At 71.2% G+C, this 18,155-nt stretch carries 19 protein-coding genes and 2 pseudogenes; 6 read left to right on the top strand and 15 right to left on the bottom strand.

What is annotated here, in order from left to right; all coding sequences use genetic code 11:
* Positions 1-83: 83 nt before the first annotated feature.
* Entirely contained in the window at positions 84-794 is a 711-nt protein-coding gene (locus QMK30_RS29905) for a histidine phosphatase family protein (RefSeq protein WP_283521447.1), read from the bottom strand.
* A complete protein-coding gene (gene hemL / locus QMK30_RS29900; protein WP_283521446.1) occupies positions 791-2,107 on the bottom strand; it encodes a glutamate-1-semialdehyde 2,1-aminomutase in 1,317 nt (438 codons plus the stop codon). The genes QMK30_RS29905 and hemL overlap by 4 nt, the downstream gene beginning before the upstream one ends.
* A 117-nt stretch (positions 2,108-2,224) precedes the next feature.
* On the opposite strand from hemL, the gene QMK30_RS29895 reads away from it, so the two are divergent.
* Positions 2,225-2,788 (top strand): hypothetical protein, encoded by a 564-nt coding sequence (locus tag QMK30_RS29895; RefSeq protein WP_283521445.1) that lies wholly within the window; start codon positions 2,225-2,227, stop codon positions 2,786-2,788.
* Positions 2,789-3,030: 242 nt separating this feature from the next.
* Here the strand turns inward: QMK30_RS29895 and QMK30_RS29890 are convergent, their stop codons facing one another.
* The 9 genes and pseudogenes from QMK30_RS29890 to QMK30_RS29850 all read right to left on the bottom strand — a co-directional run bounded on the left by QMK30_RS29890 (position 3,031) and on the right by QMK30_RS29850 (position 9,946).
* Positions 3,031-4,254, bottom strand: a complete 1,224-nt coding sequence (locus QMK30_RS29890; RefSeq protein WP_283521472.1) for a cytochrome P450 family protein — start codon at positions 4,252-4,254, stop codon at positions 3,031-3,033.
* Between the two features lie 26 nt (positions 4,255-4,280).
* Positions 4,281-5,576, bottom strand: a complete 1,296-nt coding sequence (locus QMK30_RS29885; protein ID WP_283521444.1) for a cytochrome P450 — start codon at positions 5,574-5,576, stop codon at positions 4,281-4,283.
* Positions 5,573-6,316: a GTP-binding protein gene (locus QMK30_RS29880; RefSeq protein ID WP_283521443.1), complete on the bottom strand. Its 744-nt coding sequence runs from the start codon at positions 6,314-6,316 to the stop codon at positions 5,573-5,575. The genes QMK30_RS29885 and QMK30_RS29880 overlap by 4 nt, the downstream gene beginning before the upstream one ends.
* On the bottom strand, positions 6,294-6,653 hold the full coding sequence (locus QMK30_RS29875) for a DUF742 domain-containing protein (protein ID WP_283521442.1): 360 nt from the start codon (positions 6,651-6,653) through the stop codon (positions 6,294-6,296). Before QMK30_RS29875 ends, QMK30_RS29880 begins: the two co-directional genes overlap by 23 nt.
* A complete protein-coding gene (locus QMK30_RS29870; RefSeq protein ID WP_283521441.1) occupies positions 6,650-7,141 on the bottom strand; it encodes a roadblock/LC7 domain-containing protein in 492 nt (163 codons plus the stop codon). The genes QMK30_RS29875 and QMK30_RS29870 overlap by 4 nt, the downstream gene beginning before the upstream one ends.
* A complete protein-coding gene (locus tag QMK30_RS29865; RefSeq protein ID WP_283521440.1) occupies positions 7,138-8,688 on the bottom strand; it encodes an ATP-binding protein in 1,551 nt (516 codons plus the stop codon). The genes QMK30_RS29870 and QMK30_RS29865 overlap by 4 nt, the downstream gene beginning before the upstream one ends.
* Positions 8,689-8,754: 66 nt before the next feature.
* Positions 8,755-9,153, bottom strand: a complete 399-nt coding sequence (locus QMK30_RS29860) for a helix-turn-helix domain-containing protein (protein ID WP_283521439.1) — start codon at positions 9,151-9,153, stop codon at positions 8,755-8,757.
* Positions 9,154-9,259: 106 nt separating this feature from the next.
* Positions 9,260-9,475: pseudogene (locus QMK30_RS29855) on the bottom strand (trypsin-like serine protease); the annotation flags it as partial.
* Between the two features lie 3 nt (positions 9,476-9,478).
* Positions 9,479-9,946, bottom strand: a complete 468-nt coding sequence (locus QMK30_RS29850) for a BlaI/MecI/CopY family transcriptional regulator (RefSeq protein ID WP_283521438.1) — start codon at positions 9,944-9,946, stop codon at positions 9,479-9,481.
* A 162-nt stretch (positions 9,947-10,108) separates the two neighbouring features.
* Here QMK30_RS29850 and QMK30_RS29845 point away from each other — a divergent pair, with 162 nt between their 5' ends.
* Together QMK30_RS29845 and QMK30_RS29840 are read left to right on the top strand one after the other, a co-directional pair.
* Positions 10,109-10,684, top strand: coding sequence for a TerD family protein (locus tag QMK30_RS29845; protein WP_283521437.1), 576 nt, complete (start codon positions 10,109-10,111; stop codon positions 10,682-10,684).
* 99 nt (positions 10,685-10,783) lie between these two features.
* Positions 10,784-11,359 carry a TerD family protein gene (locus QMK30_RS29840; RefSeq protein ID WP_283521436.1) on the top strand — a complete coding sequence of 192 codons (576 nt, stop codon included), beginning with the start codon at positions 10,784-10,786 and terminating at the stop codon, positions 11,357-11,359.
* Positions 11,360-11,418: 59 nt separating this feature from the next.
* Here QMK30_RS29840 and QMK30_RS29835 read toward each other — a convergent pair whose 3' ends face one another.
* On the bottom strand, positions 11,419-12,432 hold the full coding sequence (locus QMK30_RS29835; protein WP_283521435.1) for a hemolysin family protein: 1,014 nt from the start codon (positions 12,430-12,432) through the stop codon (positions 11,419-11,421).
* Positions 12,429-13,805 carry a hemolysin family protein gene (locus QMK30_RS29830; RefSeq protein WP_283521434.1) on the bottom strand — a complete coding sequence of 459 codons (1,377 nt, stop codon included), beginning with the start codon at positions 13,803-13,805 and terminating at the stop codon, positions 12,429-12,431. Before QMK30_RS29830 ends, QMK30_RS29835 begins: the two co-directional genes overlap by 4 nt.
* 420 nt (positions 13,806-14,225) lie before the next feature.
* On the opposite strand from QMK30_RS29830, the gene QMK30_RS29825 reads away from it, so the two are divergent.
* The gene (locus QMK30_RS29825) at positions 14,226-15,311 is read left to right on the top strand and encodes a magnesium and cobalt transport protein CorA (RefSeq protein WP_283521471.1); all 1,086 of its coding nucleotides are present in this window, start codon (positions 14,226-14,228) and stop codon (positions 15,309-15,311) included.
* A gap of 89 nt (positions 15,312-15,400) precedes the next feature.
* Here the strand turns inward: QMK30_RS29825 and QMK30_RS29820 are convergent, their stop codons facing one another.
* Positions 15,401-16,324, bottom strand: coding sequence for a cation diffusion facilitator family transporter (locus tag QMK30_RS29820; protein ID WP_283521433.1), 924 nt, complete (start codon positions 16,322-16,324; stop codon positions 15,401-15,403).
* A gap of 187 nt (positions 16,325-16,511) precedes the next feature.
* Here QMK30_RS29820 and QMK30_RS29815 point away from each other — a divergent pair.
* Together QMK30_RS29815 and QMK30_RS29810 are read left to right on the top strand one after the other, a co-directional pair.
* A pseudogene (locus tag QMK30_RS29815) lies at positions 16,512-16,748 on the top strand (GNAT family N-acetyltransferase); the annotation flags it as partial.
* 240 nt (positions 16,749-16,988) lie between these two features.
* Positions 16,989-17,744, top strand: a complete 756-nt coding sequence (locus QMK30_RS29810; RefSeq protein ID WP_283521432.1) for a Mut7-C RNAse domain-containing protein — start codon at positions 16,989-16,991, stop codon at positions 17,742-17,744.
* 179 nt (positions 17,745-17,923) lie between these two features.
* On the opposite strand, the gene QMK30_RS29805 is transcribed toward QMK30_RS29810, so the two are convergent.
* Complete coding sequence (locus QMK30_RS29805; RefSeq protein WP_283521431.1) at positions 17,924-18,121, bottom strand: hypothetical protein; 198 nt, start codon at positions 18,119-18,121, stop codon at positions 17,924-17,926.
* Positions 18,122-18,155 lie beyond the last annotated feature (34 nt).

Here is an 18,155-nt window from a genome sequence, read left to right as displayed (position 1 = left end):
AACACGTAGGTTCCGGTGCAGGCGCATATTTTTCCCGGTCATGGCCGAAGATTGCCGATCATTTACCAGCCATTTACCGGCGGTTACGCGCCAAAGGCCTTGGCCTGCCCCTTGACGGGCTTCGCCCCGGCCAGCAGATGCGGCGGTACGAGATCGCGGGCCGGCTCGCTGTAACCCACCGACACGATCTTGTCGCCGCGGAAGGTGAAGGTCGTGAGCGAGGCGAGCGTGCACTGCCGCCTGCGCGGATCGTGCCACAGCCGCCGACGCTCGACAAAGCTGCGTACGGTCCAGATCGGCAGCTGATGGCTCACGCACACCGCTTCGTGGCCGCGGGCCGCGTCACGCGCCGCGCTCAGCGCGGCCATCATCCGGGCGGCCTGTTCGACGTACGGCTCGCCCCAGGACGGGCGGAACGGGTTCGTCAGGTGCTTCCAGTTGGCGGGCTTGCGCAGCGCGCCGTCGCCGACGCCGAAGGTCTTGCCCTCGAAGACGTTGCCCGCTTCGAGCAGCCGGTCGTCGGTGACCAGCTCCAGGCTGTGCGACGTGGCGACCGGCGTCGCGGTCTCCTGGGCGCGCTCCAGCGGGGAGGCGACGACATGCGTGATGTCGCGGCCCTCCAGGTGCTCGGCGACCCGGTCGGCCATCTGCCGGCCCAGGTCGGAGAGGTGATAGCCGGAGCGGCGGCCGTACAGGACCCCGTCGGGGTTGTGCACTTCGCCGTGGCGCATCAGGTGGACGACGGTCAGCTCACCGGCGCCGGCTGCCGCTGCTTCGGTGAGGTCGCCGCTCATGCCGTCACCTCGGCGGCGGCGCGGGCGGCGGCCGGCAGCGCGGCGGCGATGCGCTCGATGGCGCGCTCGTCGTGCGCCGTCGAGACGAACCACGATTCGAAGGCCGAGGGCGGCAGATAGACGCCGTCGGCGAGCATCGAGTGGAAGAAGGCCGTGAAGCGGAAGGCCTCCTGCTTCTTCGCGTCGTCGTAGTCGCGGACCTCGTCGGCCGTGAAGAAGACGGAGAACATGTTGCTCGCCGCCTGAAGACGGTGGGCGACGCCCTCCTTGGTGAGGGCCCCGGTGACGAGCGCCCGGATCTCCGCGGACACCGCGTCGACCTTCGTGTACGCCGCGTCGTCGAGCAGCCGCAGCTGGGCGAGCCCGGCGGCGGTGGCGACCGGGTTACCGGACAGGGTGCCCGCCTGGTAGACCGGGCCCTCGGGCGCGAGGTGGGCCATGACGTCCCGGCGACCGCCGAACGCGGCGGCGGGGAAACCGCCGCCCATGACCTTGCCGAAGGTCATCAGGTCGGGTGCGACCCCGTCGACGCCGTACCAGCCGGCCTTGCTCGTACGGAAGCCCGTCATGACCTCGTCGGAGATGTACAACGCGCCATTTTCGGCGCACAGGTCCTTGAGCCCCTGATTGAAGCCCTCCCCCGGCGGCACAACGCCCATGTTGCCGGGCGAGGCCTCGGTGATCACGCACGCGATCTCGCCCGGGTGCGCGGCGAAGGCCGCCCGTACGGCGTCGAGATCGTTGTACGGGAGGACCACCGTGTCGCCGGTCTGGGCGCCCGTGACACCCGGGGTGTCGGGCAGGGCGAAGGTCGCGAGACCCGATCCGGCGGCGGCGAGCAGCGCGTCCACGTGGCCGTGGTAGCAGCCCGCGAACTTCACCACCTTGGCGCGGCCGGTGAAACCACGGGCGAGACGGATGGCCGACATGGTCGCTTCGGTACCGCTCGACACGAGCCGTACCTGCTCGACGGGCGCGATCCGGGCGACGATCTCCTCGGCGAGCGTGACCTCGCCCTCTCCGGGCGTACCGAAGGAGGTGCCGCGCGCGACGGCCTCCCGCACGGCCGCGACGACCTCGGGGTGGGCGTGGCCGAGGATCATCGGCCCCCACGAACACACGAGGTCGACGTACTCACGGCCGTCGGCATCGGTGAGGTACGGACCGGCACCGGACACCATGAACCGGGGCGTACCGCCCACGGCCCCGAATGCACGGACCGGAGAGTTCACGCCGCCGGGCGTCACGAGGGACGCGCGGTCGAAAAGCGTCTGCGAAACTGGGGCGTCATAGGGGAAGCTCACACAAGCCATGGTGTCAGAGGCTCGGACGGACTTGCGGACAGGTGTTTCACCGCACAGCCGTGGGGGAGGTCACTGTCACGATGATCGGGTTGCGCGGCCACGGCCGCGAGTGGTTCGGGTGGAGATATGCATCGCGGTGGCGGAGTGGGCGAGGGGACCGATGATCTGGGTCCCGAGCGGACCCGGCGCGGCCGACACCGTCGGGAGCGCGAGAAAATGACCGACGCGCATACGGGAAGCAGGAGTGGCCGGGTGGGGGTGACCTACAAGTACTTCGGCGCTCCTGACGGAGCCACGGCGGCCCGCGTGCCCATTTCGATGCGCCCCGAGGAGCTGGGCGGCGACGAGCTGGGCATGGGCGGCATGTTCACCAAGATCAAGCCGGAGACGGTGGCGGCGATGGTCCTGACCGGCATCGAGGGGATACCGCTGCACAAGGTCCCCCCGCTGGAGCTGGTCGTCCTGCACCCCGACTACGCGGTGGTCAAGCTCCCCATGACGGTCGTCGACCCGCTGCGCGGCATCGGCGAGGAGTCGGTGGGCGCGGCGGCCTTCATCTGGTCGACGGTGCCGGATCGCGGAGGGCCGCGGGACGCGTACTACGTGTACCAATTGCTGCACGAATGGCAGGACTTCAGCCATCGGCTGCATGAGGCGGGACATCAGCCTTATTGTCTGGTCTGGCCGTGATGGTCGGGTTCGATCGCGCGGCCTGACTACCCGACCTGATCGCCCGGTCCAACCGCCCTGCCTGGTCGCGGCGCGCCCTGAGCGCCGACGGCGCCGCGGGGGCAGGAACAACGCGGCGACGACGCCGGCTCGTACGGGCGCCCCCGCCTCCCCCTCCTGATTCTGATCCGCGGCGGGGCCGCGACCACGAGGCCGGTACGTACGACCTCTCGGACCGGCCGCGCCCCCGCGGAATCAAAGGATCAGCTGCCCCCTGCCGTCCGTCCCCGCAGCCGGACCGGCAGGTTTCGCACGCTGTTGCCGACGAAGCTCGCGTGCCGGGGCAGGGCCGCCTCCGTCTCCGGGACGGCGAGGTCCAGGTCCGGGAAGCGGGTGAACAGCCGTTCCAGCGCGATGGTGGCCTCCATCCGGGCCAGCGGTGCGCCCAGGCAGTAGTGCGGGCCGTGGCCGAGGGAGAGGTTGCGAGCGGCCCTGGTGACGTCGAAGCGGTCCGCGTCGGGGCCGTACGCCGCCTGGTCGCGACCCGCCGCCGAGTAACCGGCCAGCACCGGAGTGCCTTTGGGGATCACCGTGCCGGCCAGGGGCAGGTCGCGGGTGGGGTAGCGGAAAGGGAAGTAGCTGACCGGGGCGTCCCAGCGCAGCGTCTCCTCGACCACGTCCGTCCAGGAGACCGTGCCGGCCAGGGCCAGTTCGAGCTGGTCGCGGTGGGCGCAGAGCGCACGTACCGCGTTGGTGATGAGGTTCAGCGTGGTCTCGTGCCCGGCGATGATCATCAGCAGCAGGGTGCCGATCAGCTCGTGCGGGCTGAGCCGGTCCCCGTCCGCCTCGCGGGCCGCGACCAGCGCGCTGGTGAGGTCCTCGCCCGGCTTCCCGGTGCGGTCGGCGACGATCGCGCCCAGCACCTCGACGAGCTCCCGGTTGGCGGCCATCGCCTCCTTGGGGCCTATGTCGGTGGCGACCACCTGGTTCGAGAGGTGGTGCAGCCGGTCCTGGTGCCCGGCGTCCACACCGAGCAGCTCGCAGATGACGCCCATCGGCAACGGCAGTGCGAAGTGCGCGCGCAGGTCGACGGCCTCGCCGTCCGCCGGGGCCGCCTGCTCCAGGCCGTCGAGCAGCTCGGCGGTCACCTTCTCGATCCGCGGGCGCAGCTCCTCCACCCGGCGGGCGGTGAACGCCCTGCTCACCAGCGCCCGCAGCCGCCGGTGGTCCGCGTCGTCGGCGGTGGTCATGCCCTGCACGGTGGCGAAGGTCTTCAACGGCCAGCCGTCGGGGATCTGCCCCTCCTGGAGCGCGGTGAAGTGCGCCGCGCCCTTGGCGACGTCGGGGTGGGCGAGGAACTCCTTGAGCGCGTCGTGCCCGAGGACCACCATGCCCTCGACGTCACCGGGGAGCACGACCGTCGCCACGGCGCCCCGGGCGAGCAGCCGCGCGTTGTCCGCGTGCGGGCAGCCACCGGCCGGGTCCATGCGGTGGGGTGTGCCGTGTGAGGTGCTCAACTGGACTCTCCTGACGGTGGTACGGACGGCAGATGCGGTTCGGTGAAGCGCACCGGGAGCGCCGCGAGCCCCTTGCTCCACGGTGACTTGATCCAGGCCAGGTCGGCTTCGGGGACGGCCAGTTCCAGGTCGGGCAGCCGGTGCCGGATGGTGTCCACCGCGGTACGGGTGATCAGCCTGGCCGGGTCCTGCGCGGGGCAGGTGTGCGGGCCGCCGCCGAAGGCCAGGTGGGAGCGGTTGCCGACGACGGGGCTACCGTCGGCGGGCAGCACCGCCGGGTCCGCGTTGGCCGCGGCCAGGCCGAGGACCAGCATGTCTCCGGCGCGGATGTCCTGGCCGCCGAAGCTCAGGTCGCGGGTGGCGTAGCGGGCGGGGAAGTTCTGGGTCGGGGGGAAGCGCCAAAGCACCAGGTCGAGTGCGTCATCCACGGTGAGGTGGCCGCCGGTCAGCGAGGACCGGAAGGCCGGGTCGCAGAGCAGGATGCGCAGGGTGGTGGCGATCCAGTTCACGGTGGTCTGGTTCCCCGCGACGAACATCACCACCAGGTTGTGCAGCACCTCTTCGTCGGTCAGCCGGGCGGGGTGTCGCAGCAGCGCCGAGGTGATGTCACTGCCGGGACTGCTGCGCTTCTCCTCGATCAGCGCCTGCAGGATGACGCCCATGCGGTTGCTGGCGTTGGCCGAGTCCGCGTTGGCGACGACCGTGCCGGCGATGGCCTGCACCAGTTGCTGGCCGGTCCGCTGGTCCAGGCCGAGCAGCCCGGTGATGACCTGCATGGGCAGCTTGCGCGCGTAGTGCGGCACCAGATCGGCCTCCCGGCGGCCGGCGAACGAGGCAATCAGTTGCTCGGCCGTCGCCCGTACCGTGCGGCGCAGTTCGTGCCCGTTGATGCCGGCCAGCGCGTCGGACACCGCGGCCCGCATCCGGCGGTGCTGCTGCCCGTCGGCGAACAGCAACGCGGGCCGCCAGCCGACCATCGGCAGGATCGACGAGTCGGCCGGCACCCGGCCCTCGCGCATCAGGCTCCAGCGGCGCGGGTCGTGCGAGAAGTCCTGCTCGTCACGGGTGAGTTGGAGCAGCTCGCGGTGGCCGAGCACCAACCAGGCGTCGATGCCGGGCGCGACGGTCACCGGGGCCACCGGTCCGTGAGTCCTGCGGAGTTCCTCGTACAGCGCGGGCAGCCCGTCGCCGTCGAGCTGGGGCCCGTACAGCGGAGTCGCGGCCGGGCAGCGCCCGCCGAACCCACGGGGCGGGGCGGCGGGATGGCCTGGCTGGGCGGGCGGGGTGCTCATGAGGGCTCCGGGGCGGACGGGGGTGGAGGTGCGGGCGGGGATGGATGTGCGGACGGGGATGGATGTGCGGACGGGGACGGATGTGCGGACGGGGACGGAGCTGCGGACTCGGACTCGATGAGGTGGCTGACGAGGGCGATCAGCGCGCGGACCGAGGACCGGGGGTCACGCGCGTCGCAGGCCACCAGCGGAGTGTGCGGAAGCAGGTCGAGGGCGGCCCGGAGTTCGTCCTCGGGATACTGCGGGCTGCCGGGGAAGACATTGACCGCGACGGCGAAGGGCAGCCCCAGGTCCTCCAGGTTGCCCAGGGCGTCGAAGGACGCGGTCAGGTCGCGCGTGTCCACCAGGGCCAGCGCACCGAGCGCGCCCTTGGCGAGGTCCCGCCAGGCGGGCAGGAACCGCGGCTGTCCCGGCGTACCGAACAGATAGAGCACCAACTCGCCGTCGATCGTCATCCGGCCGAAGTCCAGGGCGACGGTGGTGGTCGTCTTGGTGTGCTCGACGCGGGCGTCCACCCGGGCACCCGCCTGGGTCATCGCCGCCTCGGTGAACAGTGGCTTGATCTCCGAGACCGTGCCGATCAGCGTGGTCTTGCCGACCCCGAGCGGGCCGACGACCAGGATCTTGGCCGCCCCGACGACGCTGGAGGTGAGGTACTTGCCCGAGACCTCGGCGGTCGCGGCGCCCGGGGCCCCTACCGAACCGCGCACCGGCGCCTCAGAGGCGGCTTTCGAGGCCATGGAGCACCTTTCTCAGGATGGACAGATCGGTACGTTCGGCCGCCGGGATGGGCGGGCGGCTCACGATCAGCCCCCACTCCAGGAGGTCGGAGAGCAACACCTGGACCACCGGTGCCGATTGGCCGATATGAGCGGCCACCTCGGCCACGGACAAAAGTCCCTGACAGTGCGTCAAAATCATGCGGTGCTCGGGCTGGAGGGACGGCGGTACGGCGACGTCCGCGGCCATCACCAGGGACTCCCAGGACAGCGGCTCGCCGCCCGCGTCCGCCCGGCCGCCGGTGATCACGTACGGACGTACCGCGGACGTGGTCCGTTCCTCCGGCCGGTCCGTCATGACGGCGGGGTCACCGGCTGATCATGATCATCTGGGCGGTGATCCGACTGGTCCCGCGCCTCGTCCCGCGGCCGGCTCGTCAGATGCGCACCGATCTTCGCCACCAGGAGCTGCATCTGCTGGGCCACCAGGCCCACATCGGCGGCCGTGTCGGTGGCCACTCCCAGATGCGCGCCGGTTCCGGCGTGGGTGAACAGAACGAAGCCGTGCTCCGACTCCAGCATCAGCTGACGCACCGCGCCGCCCCCGCCGAACAGCAGCGCGGCGGTGGACCGGCCCGTCATCGTCATCGCGGCGCACGCCGCGGAGAGCGATTCCGCCTCGGCCACGCTCAGTCGGGCCACCGGCCCGGAAAGGTTCTCGGCGGAGGCGTGCCCCAGCCGCAGCCCGTCCTCGGAGACGACCACGGCGTGCCTGACCCCCGGAATCTCGGTCAGCGGGCGCAGCATCCAGCCCAGGTCGGGGAGGATTCCTATGATCCCGGTCACGGCCGGCCTCCATCGTGTTGGTCACGCACTTGATCGGGGTCCCGCACTTGGTCGCGGTCCCGCACTTCGTTGTGCTCGGCCCCGTCGATGACCGCCCGCCCGCGCCGGGTGCCGGACAACACACTGGCGATCGACGCCCGTGCGGCCTCCGGGGTCCAGGGGGCCGACGGGGGCGTCGGCGCCTGTGGGGCCCGCGGGTTCCGCGGAAGCCGGTCGGCCGCCGCTTGCCCGGCGCCGCGCCGGCTGCGACGCCGGGGCAGCCCGCCGAGCCCGGCCCCCGGGGGCTGTTGCGCCGCCCCCGGCTGCTGTACGTCGTCGGACCCGGCCGGCCGGAGCTGCCGTATGTCGTCGGGCGCGGGCACCGGAGGCTGTCGTACGCCATCGGGCGCGCCGTCGCTCCTCCGGCCCGGTGGCGGCGTCTCCACGACCGGCGCGACGGTCTGGTGCAACGGCACGGGTTCGACGGTCCGCCGCGGTGGCACCGGCGCGACGGCCGGCGACCGGGTGTCCGCGGCGGCCTGGGGCGGCGTGGCGAAGTGGGACAGCGGCTCGGTCAGCAGCCGGTGCGGTACGAAGGCCACCGCGCGGGTGCCGCCGTACGCGGACGCACCCGTCAGCTCCACCTTGAAGCCGAGCTCACGGGCCCAACGCCCCACGCAGGCAAGCCCGAGGCGGGGCACCGCGCCGAGCCTGGCGAGGTCCAGCTCGGCGCGCAGCTGGCCCATCGCCTGGTTCAGGACGTCGGGCGGCATGCCGAGACCGGCGTCGTCGACCTCCACCACCGCGCCCGCACCCACCTCCCTGATGGTCACCACGACTTGAGTGCTGGAGGGCGAGAACACCGTGGCGTTCTCCAGGAGTTCGGCGATGGCGTGCATCAGCCCCTCCACCGCCGGGGCCACCACGTACAGCGTCTGCCCGCCGTGCACGTCGAGCCGGCCGAACTCCACGATCCGGGACTGCGCACCACGCACACAGTCATAGAGCGACACCGGCCGGGTCTCCCGCCGGGCCGGCCAGATGCCGCACATCACCAGCAGCGTCTGGGCCTTGCGGGTCATCTGTGACGCCGCGTGGTCGGCCTTCATCACCTCGGCCATCAGGCGCGGGTCGTCGATGGAACGCTCGACACGGTCCAGCACCTGTTGCTGCACGGTGGCCATGGCGTGCATGTTCCGGGCGACGGATTCGAAGGCGGCCTGTACGGAGTCCCGCAGGGCCCGCTCGCGGCGCACCGCCTCGTCCGAACCGAGCGCCACGACCACGTCGGCCAGCGCGCGGGCGAACTCCTCGCCGACCTCGGCCTCCAGGGCGACCGGGCCGGGAACCCCGTCCAACCGCTGTCCCGTACGCACGCGTTCGGCGATGGCGGGCACCCGCACCGCGGCCAGCTGGGTCACGGCCGCCCCCCGGGCGGCGGCCACCCGCTGATCCCCGGCCCGCCCGGCGCGCTCGGCGGTCAGCTGCCGGTACAGGGCCAGCGCCCAGAAGCCAAGCAGTACGGCGACGGCGGCGCAGCCGGCGGCCAGGATCACGACTACGACCACAAGGACAGGGCCCCTTCCAGGACACGCCGAACTCCCTTGTTCATCAGGAGTATTCAGATCCTACGATCAACAACTCGGTTTCGGACAGCTGTTGTTCGACTCCCGTTGCTTCGCACGGCCGCCCCGGTCCGGCCCGGCTCCCCCACCGTCTTCCTGAGCACACCCGTCCCCGCCCGGCGCACAGTGAACCCGGCGGTAGGCGCGCGGGGTGGTGTCGGTGAGGGCGCGGAAGTGGTGACGCAGGGCGGCCGGTGAGGTGAATCCCGTCCGGGCCGCGATGTGCTCCACGGGGATGTCCGTCTCCCGCAGCAGACGCCGGACCTCCTGGAGCCGTGCGCGGAGCAGGTACTGGAGCGGGCTGAGGGCGGTGTGGGCGAGGAAGCGGCGGGTGAGGCTGCTGGGGCTGGTCCGTGCGTGGGCGGCGATGTCGGCGAGCGTGAGGGGGCGATCGAGGTGGGTCTCCATCCACCGCAGTGTCGGTTCGAGACCCACGCTCTCGGTGACCTCGCGGTCGCTGCTGGAGCCGCCCGGGGAACTTCGCCTTCTCGATGGCGGTCGTGTCGACGACGGTGCCGAAGCCGAGAATCCGGGTGGGAGTGCCGACCGGTCCCGCCTTCTCGGCGATACGGACGGGCTTCTGGCCGACGGGCCGGTCCAGCCGGATCAGCGCCAGGTCGTTCTGGTTGGGGGCGTCCGTCTGGCTCAGGTGATAGCCGGGGTGGGTCACGATCTTGTCGATGTCGCGTACGGTGCCCCCGGTCTTTCGGTTCTTGCTGCCGATACGCACCTGTCAGCTCTCGTCCGGATCGCCCGGCCCGACCTGCCCGGCCCCCCGGGCCCGTCCACCCAGCCCGACCTGCCTGCGCGCCTCACCCAGCAGCGACCGCAACAGGTGCTCGTCGTCCGGCGAGAGCGCCGACACGAAACTCGACAGCACCGCGTCGCGGTCGTCCCGCTTGTCCAGGAGGCTGCGCATCCGCAGCGCCGTCAGCCCCGCCCCGTCGGCCACCGGCTCCCACCGGATGGGGCGGCCCTCGCTGCTGCGGGTCACGGCCTTCTTCTCGTACAGCCTGGTCAGGATCGTGATGACCGTGGTGTACGCCAGGTCGCCGTCGAGCCGGCCCTGCACCCAGGCCGCGGTGACCGGCTCCTGGGCCGTGCCCAGCACCGAGAGCACCTGGGCTTCGAGCTCGCCCTGACCGCGCCGGCGCCCGCGCGGCTCCCGCCCCCGGTCGGCCTTGCTTCCGTCTCCGCTCATGACGCGGCCTCCTTCCCGAATCCGTACGCGACTCATCCGCGACTCGTACGCGACTCAAACAACGGGGCATCGTAACCGTCCCGCAGTCGTGCCCCCCGCGCTCTCCACTTGACCTCTACACTGTTGTAGTTTTCAGAGTACGGATTCCAGGGAGGAAACGACATGGGTGTGACCCTCGCCAAGGGCGGCAACGTCTCGCTGACCAAGGAAGCTCCCGGCCTGACCGCGGTCCTGGTGGGCCTCGGCTGGGACGTCCGTACGACGACCGGCACCGACTACGACCTGGACGCCAGCGCACTGCTGTGCAACGAGTCCGGCAAGGTCGTCTCCGACCGGCACTTCATCTTCTACAACAACCTCACCAGCCCCGACGGTTCCGTCGAGCACACCGGTGACAACCTCACCGGCGAGGGTGAGGGGGACGACGAGAGCATCAAGGTCGAACTCGCCGCCGTACCCGCCGAGATCACCAAAATCGTCTTCCCGGTGTCGATCCACGACGCGGAGAGCCGCGGCCAGAGCTTCGGCCAGGTCCGCAACGCCTTCATCCGCGTGGTCAACCAGGCCGGTGGCGCGGAGATCGCCCGCTACGACCTGAGCGAGGATGCCTCCAGCGAGACCGCCATGGTCTTCGGTGAGCTCTACCGGCACGGAGCGGAGTGGAAGTTCCGGGCCGTCGGGCAGGGTTACGCTTCCGGGCTCGCCGGGATCGCCACCGACTTCGGCGTCGACGTCTGAGCAGTCCGAGCGCAACCGCACACGCCCAACAGCACAGCAGCACAGCAGCACAGTCGCACGCACAGCACACTGCCCCGCCCCTCTCATGAGAGCCGAGCCATGACTGTCAACATGTCCAAGGGCCAGCAGATCAGCCTCACCAAGTCCGGCGGCGGCGAACTCACCGTCGTACGCATGGGTCTGGGCTGGAAGTCCGTGCCCCGCAAGGGATTCCTCGCCCGGATGACCGCCAAGGAGATCGACCTCGACGCCTCGGCCGTGCTGTTCGCCGACAAGCAGCCCGCCGACGTCGTCTTCTTCCAGCACCTGACGAGCGACGACGGTTCTGTCCGGCACACCGGTGACAACCGGGTCGGCGGCGCGGGCGGCGACGACGAGTCGATCGTCGTGGACCTTCAGCGAGTGCCGGTGCACGTCGACCAAATCGTCTTCACGGTGAACTCTTTCACCGGCCAGACCTTCGAAGAGGTCGAGAACGCCTTCTGCCGCCTCGTCGACGAGACGAACGGGCAGGAGCTGGCGCGCTACACCCTGACCGGCGGAGGCCGCCACACCGCGCAGATCATGGCCAAGGTCGTGCGCGCGGGCGCCGGTTGGCAGATGGCCGCGATCGGCGAGCCCGCGCAGGGTCGCACCTTCCAGGACCTGATGCCCTCCATCGCGTCCCACCTGTAGGAGTCGAAAAGCGGCGCCGGCTGCCCTGCCCCAGCGGATTCCGACGTATTTCCGCCGGATCAGGCAGCCGGTCCCACCAGCTCCTCCAGGACGTCCTCCATCGTGACAAAGCCGAGGACCGCCTCCTTGTCGCCAACGACCGCCGCCAGATGGCTGTCGGCCGCGCGCAGCGCCGTGAGGGTTTCGTCGAGCGAGCTGTCGATCCGCACCCGCGTCACCGCGTGCAACGCCGACCGCGGGAACGGCTTGTCGCGGTCCGGCGCCCCCAGCGTGTCCTTGATGTGCAGATAGCCGAGCACCGCGCCGGTGGGCCCGGTCACCGGGAAACGGGAGTACCCGGCGCCCGCCGCGGTCCGTTCCAGCTGCGCCGGAGTGATCGCTTGATCGACCGTGGTCATCCGCTGCGCGGGTACGAGGATCTCGCCGACCGGCCTGTTCCCCAGCTCCAGCGCGTCGCGCAGCCGCTCGCTGTCGGCCGGTGACAACAGGCCCGCGTCACTGGAGTCGCGCACCATACGGGCGAGTTCGTCGTCCGTATAAACGGACTCGACCTCGTCCTTGGTCTCGACCTTCAGCAGTCGCAGCAGGGTGTTGGCGAAGGCGTTGATGGTGAAGACCAGCGGGCGCAGCGCCCGCGTGAGCCCGACCAGCGGCGGGCCGAGCAGCAGCGCGGTCTTCGCGGGCTCGGCGAGCGCGATGTTCTTCGGCACCATCTCGCCGATCAGCATGTGCAGATACGTCGCGACAGTCAGCGCGATCGCGAACGCGATCGGGTGCACCAGACCGGGCGGGACGTGTACCGCCTCGAAGGCCGGTTCCAGAAGGTGCGCGATGGCGGGTTCGGCGACCGCGCCGAGCACCAACGAGGAGGCGGTGATGCCGAGTTGGGCGGTGGCCATCATCTGGGAGATGTGTTCCAGGCCCCACAGGGTGGTTCGGGCCCGCTTCCCGCCGGCGCGGGCGTGCGGCTCGATCTGGCTGCGGCGTACGGAGACCAGGGCGAACTCGGCGCCGACGAAGAAGGCGTTGGTCAGCAGCGTCAGGAAGCCGATGGCGAGCTGGAGGACGGTCATCGGGTCACTCCTTGCGGGTGCTGCCGCGGCAACTGGGCGGGATCCGACTCGGCGGGCCCTGTGGTGTCGGGATCCGGTTCGGTGATGTGGACCCGGTCGGCCCGGTGGTGCTCCACGTCGAGCACGTCCAGCGTCCAGCCGCCGCCGAGCACGACCGAGTCGCCCTCGGCGGGGATGCGGGCAAGCTCGGTGGCGACGAGCCCGGCCACGGTCTCGAAGGGGCCCTCGGGGGCGATCAGGCCGATCCGGGCGAGCTCGTCGATGCGTACACTGCCGTCCGCCTCCCAGGTCGCCCGGCCGTCCTCGGTGGGCGGGGCGGGCAGCAGGTCCGGGGTCTCGGCCGGGTCGTGCTCGTCGCGGACCTCGCCGACGACCTCCTCCACGATGTCCTCGACCGTGGCGACCCCCGCCGTACCGCCGTACTCGTCGATCACCGCGGCCATGGTGCGGTGCGCGCGCATGCGCTCAAGGAGCCGGTCCGCGGGGAGCGAGTCGGGGACCAGCAGCGGCGCGGTCGCCAGGTCCGTGACCGGGGTCACGGCACGCTTGTCGGGCTCCAGGGCCAGGACGTCACGGATGTGGACGGTGCCGACCACCTCGTCCAGGGTGTCCCGGTAGACCGGGAAGCGGGAGAGCCCGGTCGCGTACGTCAGATTCGCCGCGTCGGCCGCGGTCGCCCGTGCGTCCAGCGCGCGTACGTCGACCCTCGGCGTCATCACGTTCTCCGCGGTCAGATCGCTCAGGTGCAGGGTCCGCACGAACAGCTCCGCGGAGTCCGGTTCGATGGCGCCCTCGGCGGCCGAGTGCCGGGCGAGGGAGACCAGCTCGTCCGGGGTGCGGATGGTGGCCAGCTCCTCGGCGGGCTCCAGCCCGAAGCGGCGCACGAACCGGTTCGCGGTGTTGTTGAGGTGCCGGATGAACGGCCCGAAAGCGGCTGTGAAGCCGCGCTGCGGTCCGGCCACCACCTTGGCGACGGCCAGCGGGCGGGAGATCGCCCAGTTCTTGGGGACCAGCTCACCGATGACCATCAGCACGACCGTGGACACGACCACGCCGAGCACGGTGGCGACCGTGGAGGCGGCGCCCCCCAGGCCCGCCGCCTCCAGCGGCCCGAGGAGGAGCACCGCGAGCGACGGCTCGGCCAGCATGCCGATCACCAGCGAGGTGACGGTGATGCCCAGCTGGGCGCCGGACAGCTGGAAGGTCAGCCGGCGCACCGCCTTCAGCGCGCCGTCGGCGCCCCGCTCGCCCGCCTCGGCGGCACGCTCCAGCTCGCCTCTCTTGACCGTGGTCAGGGAGAACTCGGCGGCGACGAACAGCGCGCAGGCGAAGGTGAGGGCCAGCGCGAGAAGCAGCAGCAGCACTTCGGTCACCGTGCCACCGCCGCTCCCGGGCTGACGCGCTGCGGACGGGTTGTGGCACGGCTCGTACTCGGAGGTTCACCCATTGCGGGACCGCTGCTCCTTCTCTGCTCGCTCGGTTCGGGGGCCACGAAGCGCGGGCCGACGCAGAGGACGACACACGGGACGACACGGGACGACATACGGATCGCGGCTGGTTTTCCATCCTGAAACGATGGAAAACCGTACGACCGGATACCCGCCCCGCCCCGTGAGTACCCCGAGGCGACCCCAAGATTCCCCCGACGGTCTGGACAGGGCTGGACAGGGCTGGTCCGGTCCGGTCCGGTCTCACGGGAGTGTCCGGGGAGGGGCAGGCCCGGGGCGCGGGTCACGGGGTTCATGGAACCGATGGCACACTGGCCGCCGATATCCGAGGAGCCTCCCGTGCCGATGTTGCGTCACCTGCGCCGCGCAGTCCGCCTGACCCACCGCAGGACCGTGGACCTCAGCCACCCGGCCCGCTCGCCGCTGGGCAGCGCCGTGGAGAACTGCGTGGTCTTCGAGCAGGGCGTGCGCCGCGCCAGGGACTGCCCGGCGCCGGAGGCCGTGCGCCAGGTCCGTGAATACGGCGGCAAGGGCTTCGTATGGATCGGACTGCACGAGCCCGGCGCGGATGAACTCGCCGAACTCGCCGATCTGTTCGGCCTGCACCCGCTGGCCGTCAAGGACGCGCTCAGCGCCCATCCCCGCCCCAAGCTGGAGCGGTACGACGACACACTCTTCGCCGTCTTCAAGACCGTCCGCTACGTCGATCACGAGGAGCTCACCGCCACCAGCGAGGTCGTGGACACCGGCGAACTCATGGTCTTCACCGGCCCCGACTTCGTCATCACCGTCCGGCACGGCAGGGACGGCTCGCTCGGCCCGCTCCGGGAAGCCCTGGAGGCCGCGCCCGACCTGCTGGCGGAGGGACCGGCGGCGGTGCTGCACGCCGTGGCCGACCATGTCGTCGACGAGTACGCCCTGGTGACCGACGCCGTACAGCACGACATCGACACCGTCGAGAACGCCGTCTTCAGCGTGGACGCGGGCCGCAGCGACGTCGGGCGGGTCTACCAGTTCAAGCGGGAGCTGCTGGAGCTCAGGCGCGCCGTGACCCCGCTCGCGCGCCCCCTGCACGCCCTGGCGACCCGGCCCGTCCCGCCGGTCGGCCCGGACCTCCAGCCGTATTTCCGCGATGTCGCGGACCATCTGGACCGGACCATAGAGCAGATCACGTCCTTCGACGGGCTGCTCGACTCGATCCTCCAGGCCCATCTCGCGCAGGTGACCGTCGCGCAGAACGAGGACATGCGCAAGATCACGGCATGGGCCGCGATCATCGCCGTACCGACGATGATCTGCGGCGTCTACGGCATGAACTTCGAGCACATGCCGGGGCTGGAGTGGAGTTACGGCTACCACCTGACCGTCGCGGCGATGGCAGCCGCGTGCTTCACCCTGCACCGGAGCTTCCGCCGCAACGGCTGGCTCTGACCGAGGGCTCGGACCGGGGCCTGAGGGCTGCTGGGGCAGTGGGCTGGGGGCCCATTACCCCCTGCCCACTGCCTACTACCTACTACCGATCAGCTGTGCAGCGACCGGGTGTCCTCCGCGTGCCCCTCGGGCTCCAGCTGGATCGTCGAATGCGGTACATCGAAGTGGTCACCGACGCACGCCTGCAGGCGGCCGAGCAGCTGACCGGTCTCCTCCTCGCGCAGCGTCGCGTCCGAGACCACGACGTGCGCGGTCAGGACGGGCATCCCCGAGGTGACGGTCCACGCGTGCAGGTCGTGCACGGCGAGCACCCCGGGCTCCGCCAGCAGATGCCGCCGCAGCTCGCTCAGGTCCATGTCCTGGGGGGTGGCCTCCAGGAGTACGTGCAGGGAGTCACGCAGCAGCGAGTACGTGCGCGGCACAATCAGGACGCCGATGACGATCGAGGCGATGGGGTCGGCCGCCTGCCACCCGGTGAGCAGGATGACCAGGCCGCCGACGATGACCGCGACCGAGCCGAGCGCGTCGCCGAGCACTTCGAGGTAGGCCCCGCGCAGGTTGAGGCTGCGGTCCTTGGCGTCGCGCAGCAGGTAGAGACCGACGATATTGGCGGCAAGGCCGAGCAGGGCCACGCCGAACATCAGCCCGCCCTTGACCTCGACCGGCTCGCTGAAGCGCCGGATCGCGGAGTAGAGCACCCAGACGAAGATGCCGGCCAGGAGAAGGGCGTTCAGGACGGCGGAGAAGATCTCCACCCGGAAGAAGCCAAAGGTGCGGCGGGGCGTGGGTGCGCGCTGCGCGAGGGTGATGGCGCCGAGCGCGAGGGACACGCCGACCGCGTCGGTGAGGCTGTGCGCGGCGTCGGCGAGGAGCGCGAGGCTGCCCGACAGGAGCGAGCCGACGATCTGGACGACGGTGATGGTGACGCTGATCCCGATGGTCCACAGCAGCCGGCTGCGAAAGCCGCCGCTGAGGGTGCCGGCGGCGGACGGCGCGCCGTGATCGTGCCCCATGGCCGAACCTCCTCGCCCGCCAGTCGACCACTTCCAGCCCGTCCGGCGCTTGAGGACACGCCCGGATCGTCGGGGTCGAGCGTGAAGAAGGGCTCGCGGTCACCGCCGGAGAGCCACCAGCGCAGGGTCTCCGCGTGGCCGGGCGGCGTGTGCCACTCCCCGGGGAGATGCGCGAACCGCCCCGGGAGCGCCGCGACCCGGCTGGAGCGTGCTGCCCGAGTTCCAGGGCCGGGGCGTCGCGAAAGCGGCGACGGCGGCAACGGTGGAGCTCGCGCGGGCCGAGGGCCGCCACCGCCATCCGCACGCGTTCCCTTCCGTCGACAACCCCGCGTCGAACGCGCTGTGCGCGAAGGCGGGCTTCGAGTTCGTCGGCGCGTGCGACTTCGAGTTCCCGCCGGGAAACCAGATGCGGTGCAACGACTGACGCCTCGACCTCCGCGCATGACCGGAGGCCCCGGCCCCCACGGATGAGCAGGCCCAGACCGCGGCGGGCGGCCTACCCCTGACCCGTACGGTCGAGGAGCTGACCGGCCGCCCGGCCCCGCCCGTTCGCCCAGCGGGGCCCGGGAGAACGCGGCAGCCTTCAGCAAGTGACCCCGGCGGCCCGTGCCCGCCCCGCGGAATGGCGTGGCCCCCGCCGACACAACAGTGGCATGCTGACGGCGTGAACGGACCGGAGATCCACCTCGCCTTCGCCCCCGAGCTGCACCTCTTCGTCGCGGCGGAGCGGCGCGGCGGTCGCACCGCGCTGGCCACCGACGGGTCGTCGACACTCGGCCATGTCGTCGAATCGCTGGGCGTCCCACTCACCGAGGCGGGCCAACTGCTGGTCGACGGAAGCGAAGTGGCCGTCTCCCACATCCCGGCGGCGGGCGAGAGCGTCGAGGTGCGCGCGGTGGAGCGGCCTCAGCGGCTGCCCGAAGGGCCGCTGCGGTTCCTGCTGGACGTCCATCTCGGCACGCTGGCAAGGCGGTTGCGGCTGCTCGGCGTCGACGCGGCGTACTTCAGCGAGGACATCGGCGACCCCGCCCTGGCCACCTACTCCTCACGCGACCGGCGCGTCCTGCTGTCGCGGGACCGCGGACTGCTGCGGCGCCGCGAGCTGTGGGCCGGCGCGTACATCTACAGCGACCGCACCGACGACCAACTCCGCGACGTACTCAGCCGGTTCACCCCCACGCTCGCCCCCTGGACGCGCTGCACCGCCTGCAACGGCGACCTCGCGCCCGCCACCAAGGAGACCGTCCGCGATCTCCTGGAGGGCGGCACGGAGCGCTCGTACGACGTCTTCGCGCAGTGCACGGGGTGCGAGCGGGTGTACTGGCGCGGCGCGCACCACACGCGCCTGCAGACGATCGTCGATGACGCGGTGCGTGAATTCGGCGGGGCGGGCGCGCAGCAGTCCCCGCAGCCCTCCTAAGGGCTGTCCCGCAATCCCTGGCAGGCGCACGACGACAGCTACGGCACCTCGCCGCGTTGTCGGAACGCCCGAATACGTCCAGTATGCGAACGTCCCTCCGCCTTGCGATGCACCGCATCTGACGCCGTGCGCTGATCCACCAGGGATTACGGGACAGCCCTTAGGGACTGCCCGGATCCTCAGGGAGCTTCCAGCTCGCCGCTGCGCAACAGCTCGACCTGCGCGGCGCCGACCTCGACGGTCCGCCGCATATGGTCGATGATCAGGGCCAGTTGATCGTCGTCGTACGTATCGAAGACAGTCGCCCAGCGTCCGCTCAGCTTCTCCCACACCGCCCCGAAGGCCACCATCCGCTCGGGCACCGTCTCGACCAGCACCCGCCGCCGGTCCGCCGTGTCACGGCGGCGCGTG

The sequence above is a fragment of the Streptomyces sp. H27-C3 genome (genome assembly GCF_030063415.1).
GTDB lineage: Bacteria > Actinomycetota > Actinomycetes > Streptomycetales > Streptomycetaceae > Streptomyces.
This window is presented reverse-complemented; position numbering and strand designations above follow the sequence as displayed.

Coding starts and splice junctions, on each gene's coding strand:
- QMK30_RS29905 (WP_283521447.1), bottom strand. CDS start 794: ATGAGCGGCGACCTCACCGAAGCAGCGGCAGCCGGCGCCGGTGAGCTG.
- hemL (WP_283521446.1), bottom strand. CDS start 2,107: ATGGCTTGTGTGAGCTTCCCCTATGACGCCCCAGTTTCGCAGACGCTT.
- QMK30_RS29895 (WP_283521445.1), top strand. CDS start 2,225: ATGCATCGCGGTGGCGGAGTGGGCGAGGGGACCGATGATCTGGGTCCC.
- QMK30_RS29890 (WP_283521472.1), bottom strand. CDS start 4,254: ATGGACCCGGCCGGTGGCTGCCCGCACGCGGACAACGCGCGGCTGCTC.
- QMK30_RS29885 (WP_283521444.1), bottom strand. CDS start 5,576: ATGAGCACCCCGCCCGCCCAGCCAGGCCATCCCGCCGCCCCGCCCCGT.
- QMK30_RS29880 (WP_283521443.1), bottom strand. CDS start 6,316: ATGGCCTCGAAAGCCGCCTCTGAGGCGCCGGTGCGCGGTTCGGTAGGG.
- QMK30_RS29875 (WP_283521442.1), bottom strand. CDS start 6,653: ATGACGGACCGGCCGGAGGAACGGACCACGTCCGCGGTACGTCCGTAC.
- QMK30_RS29860 (WP_283521439.1), bottom strand. CDS start 9,153: ATGGAGACCCACCTCGATCGCCCCCTCACGCTCGCCGACATCGCCGCC.
- QMK30_RS29850 (WP_283521438.1), bottom strand. CDS start 9,946: ATGAGCGGAGACGGAAGCAAGGCCGACCGGGGGCGGGAGCCGCGCGGG.
- QMK30_RS29845 (WP_283521437.1), top strand. CDS start 10,109: ATGGGTGTGACCCTCGCCAAGGGCGGCAACGTCTCGCTGACCAAGGAA.
- QMK30_RS29840 (WP_283521436.1), top strand. CDS start 10,784: ATGACTGTCAACATGTCCAAGGGCCAGCAGATCAGCCTCACCAAGTCC.
- QMK30_RS29835 (WP_283521435.1), bottom strand. CDS start 12,432: ATGACCGTCCTCCAGCTCGCCATCGGCTTCCTGACGCTGCTGACCAAC.
- QMK30_RS29825 (WP_283521471.1), top strand. CDS start 14,226: ATGTTGCGTCACCTGCGCCGCGCAGTCCGCCTGACCCACCGCAGGACC.
- QMK30_RS29820 (WP_283521433.1), bottom strand. CDS start 16,324: ATGGGGCACGATCACGGCGCGCCGTCCGCCGCCGGCACCCTCAGCGGC.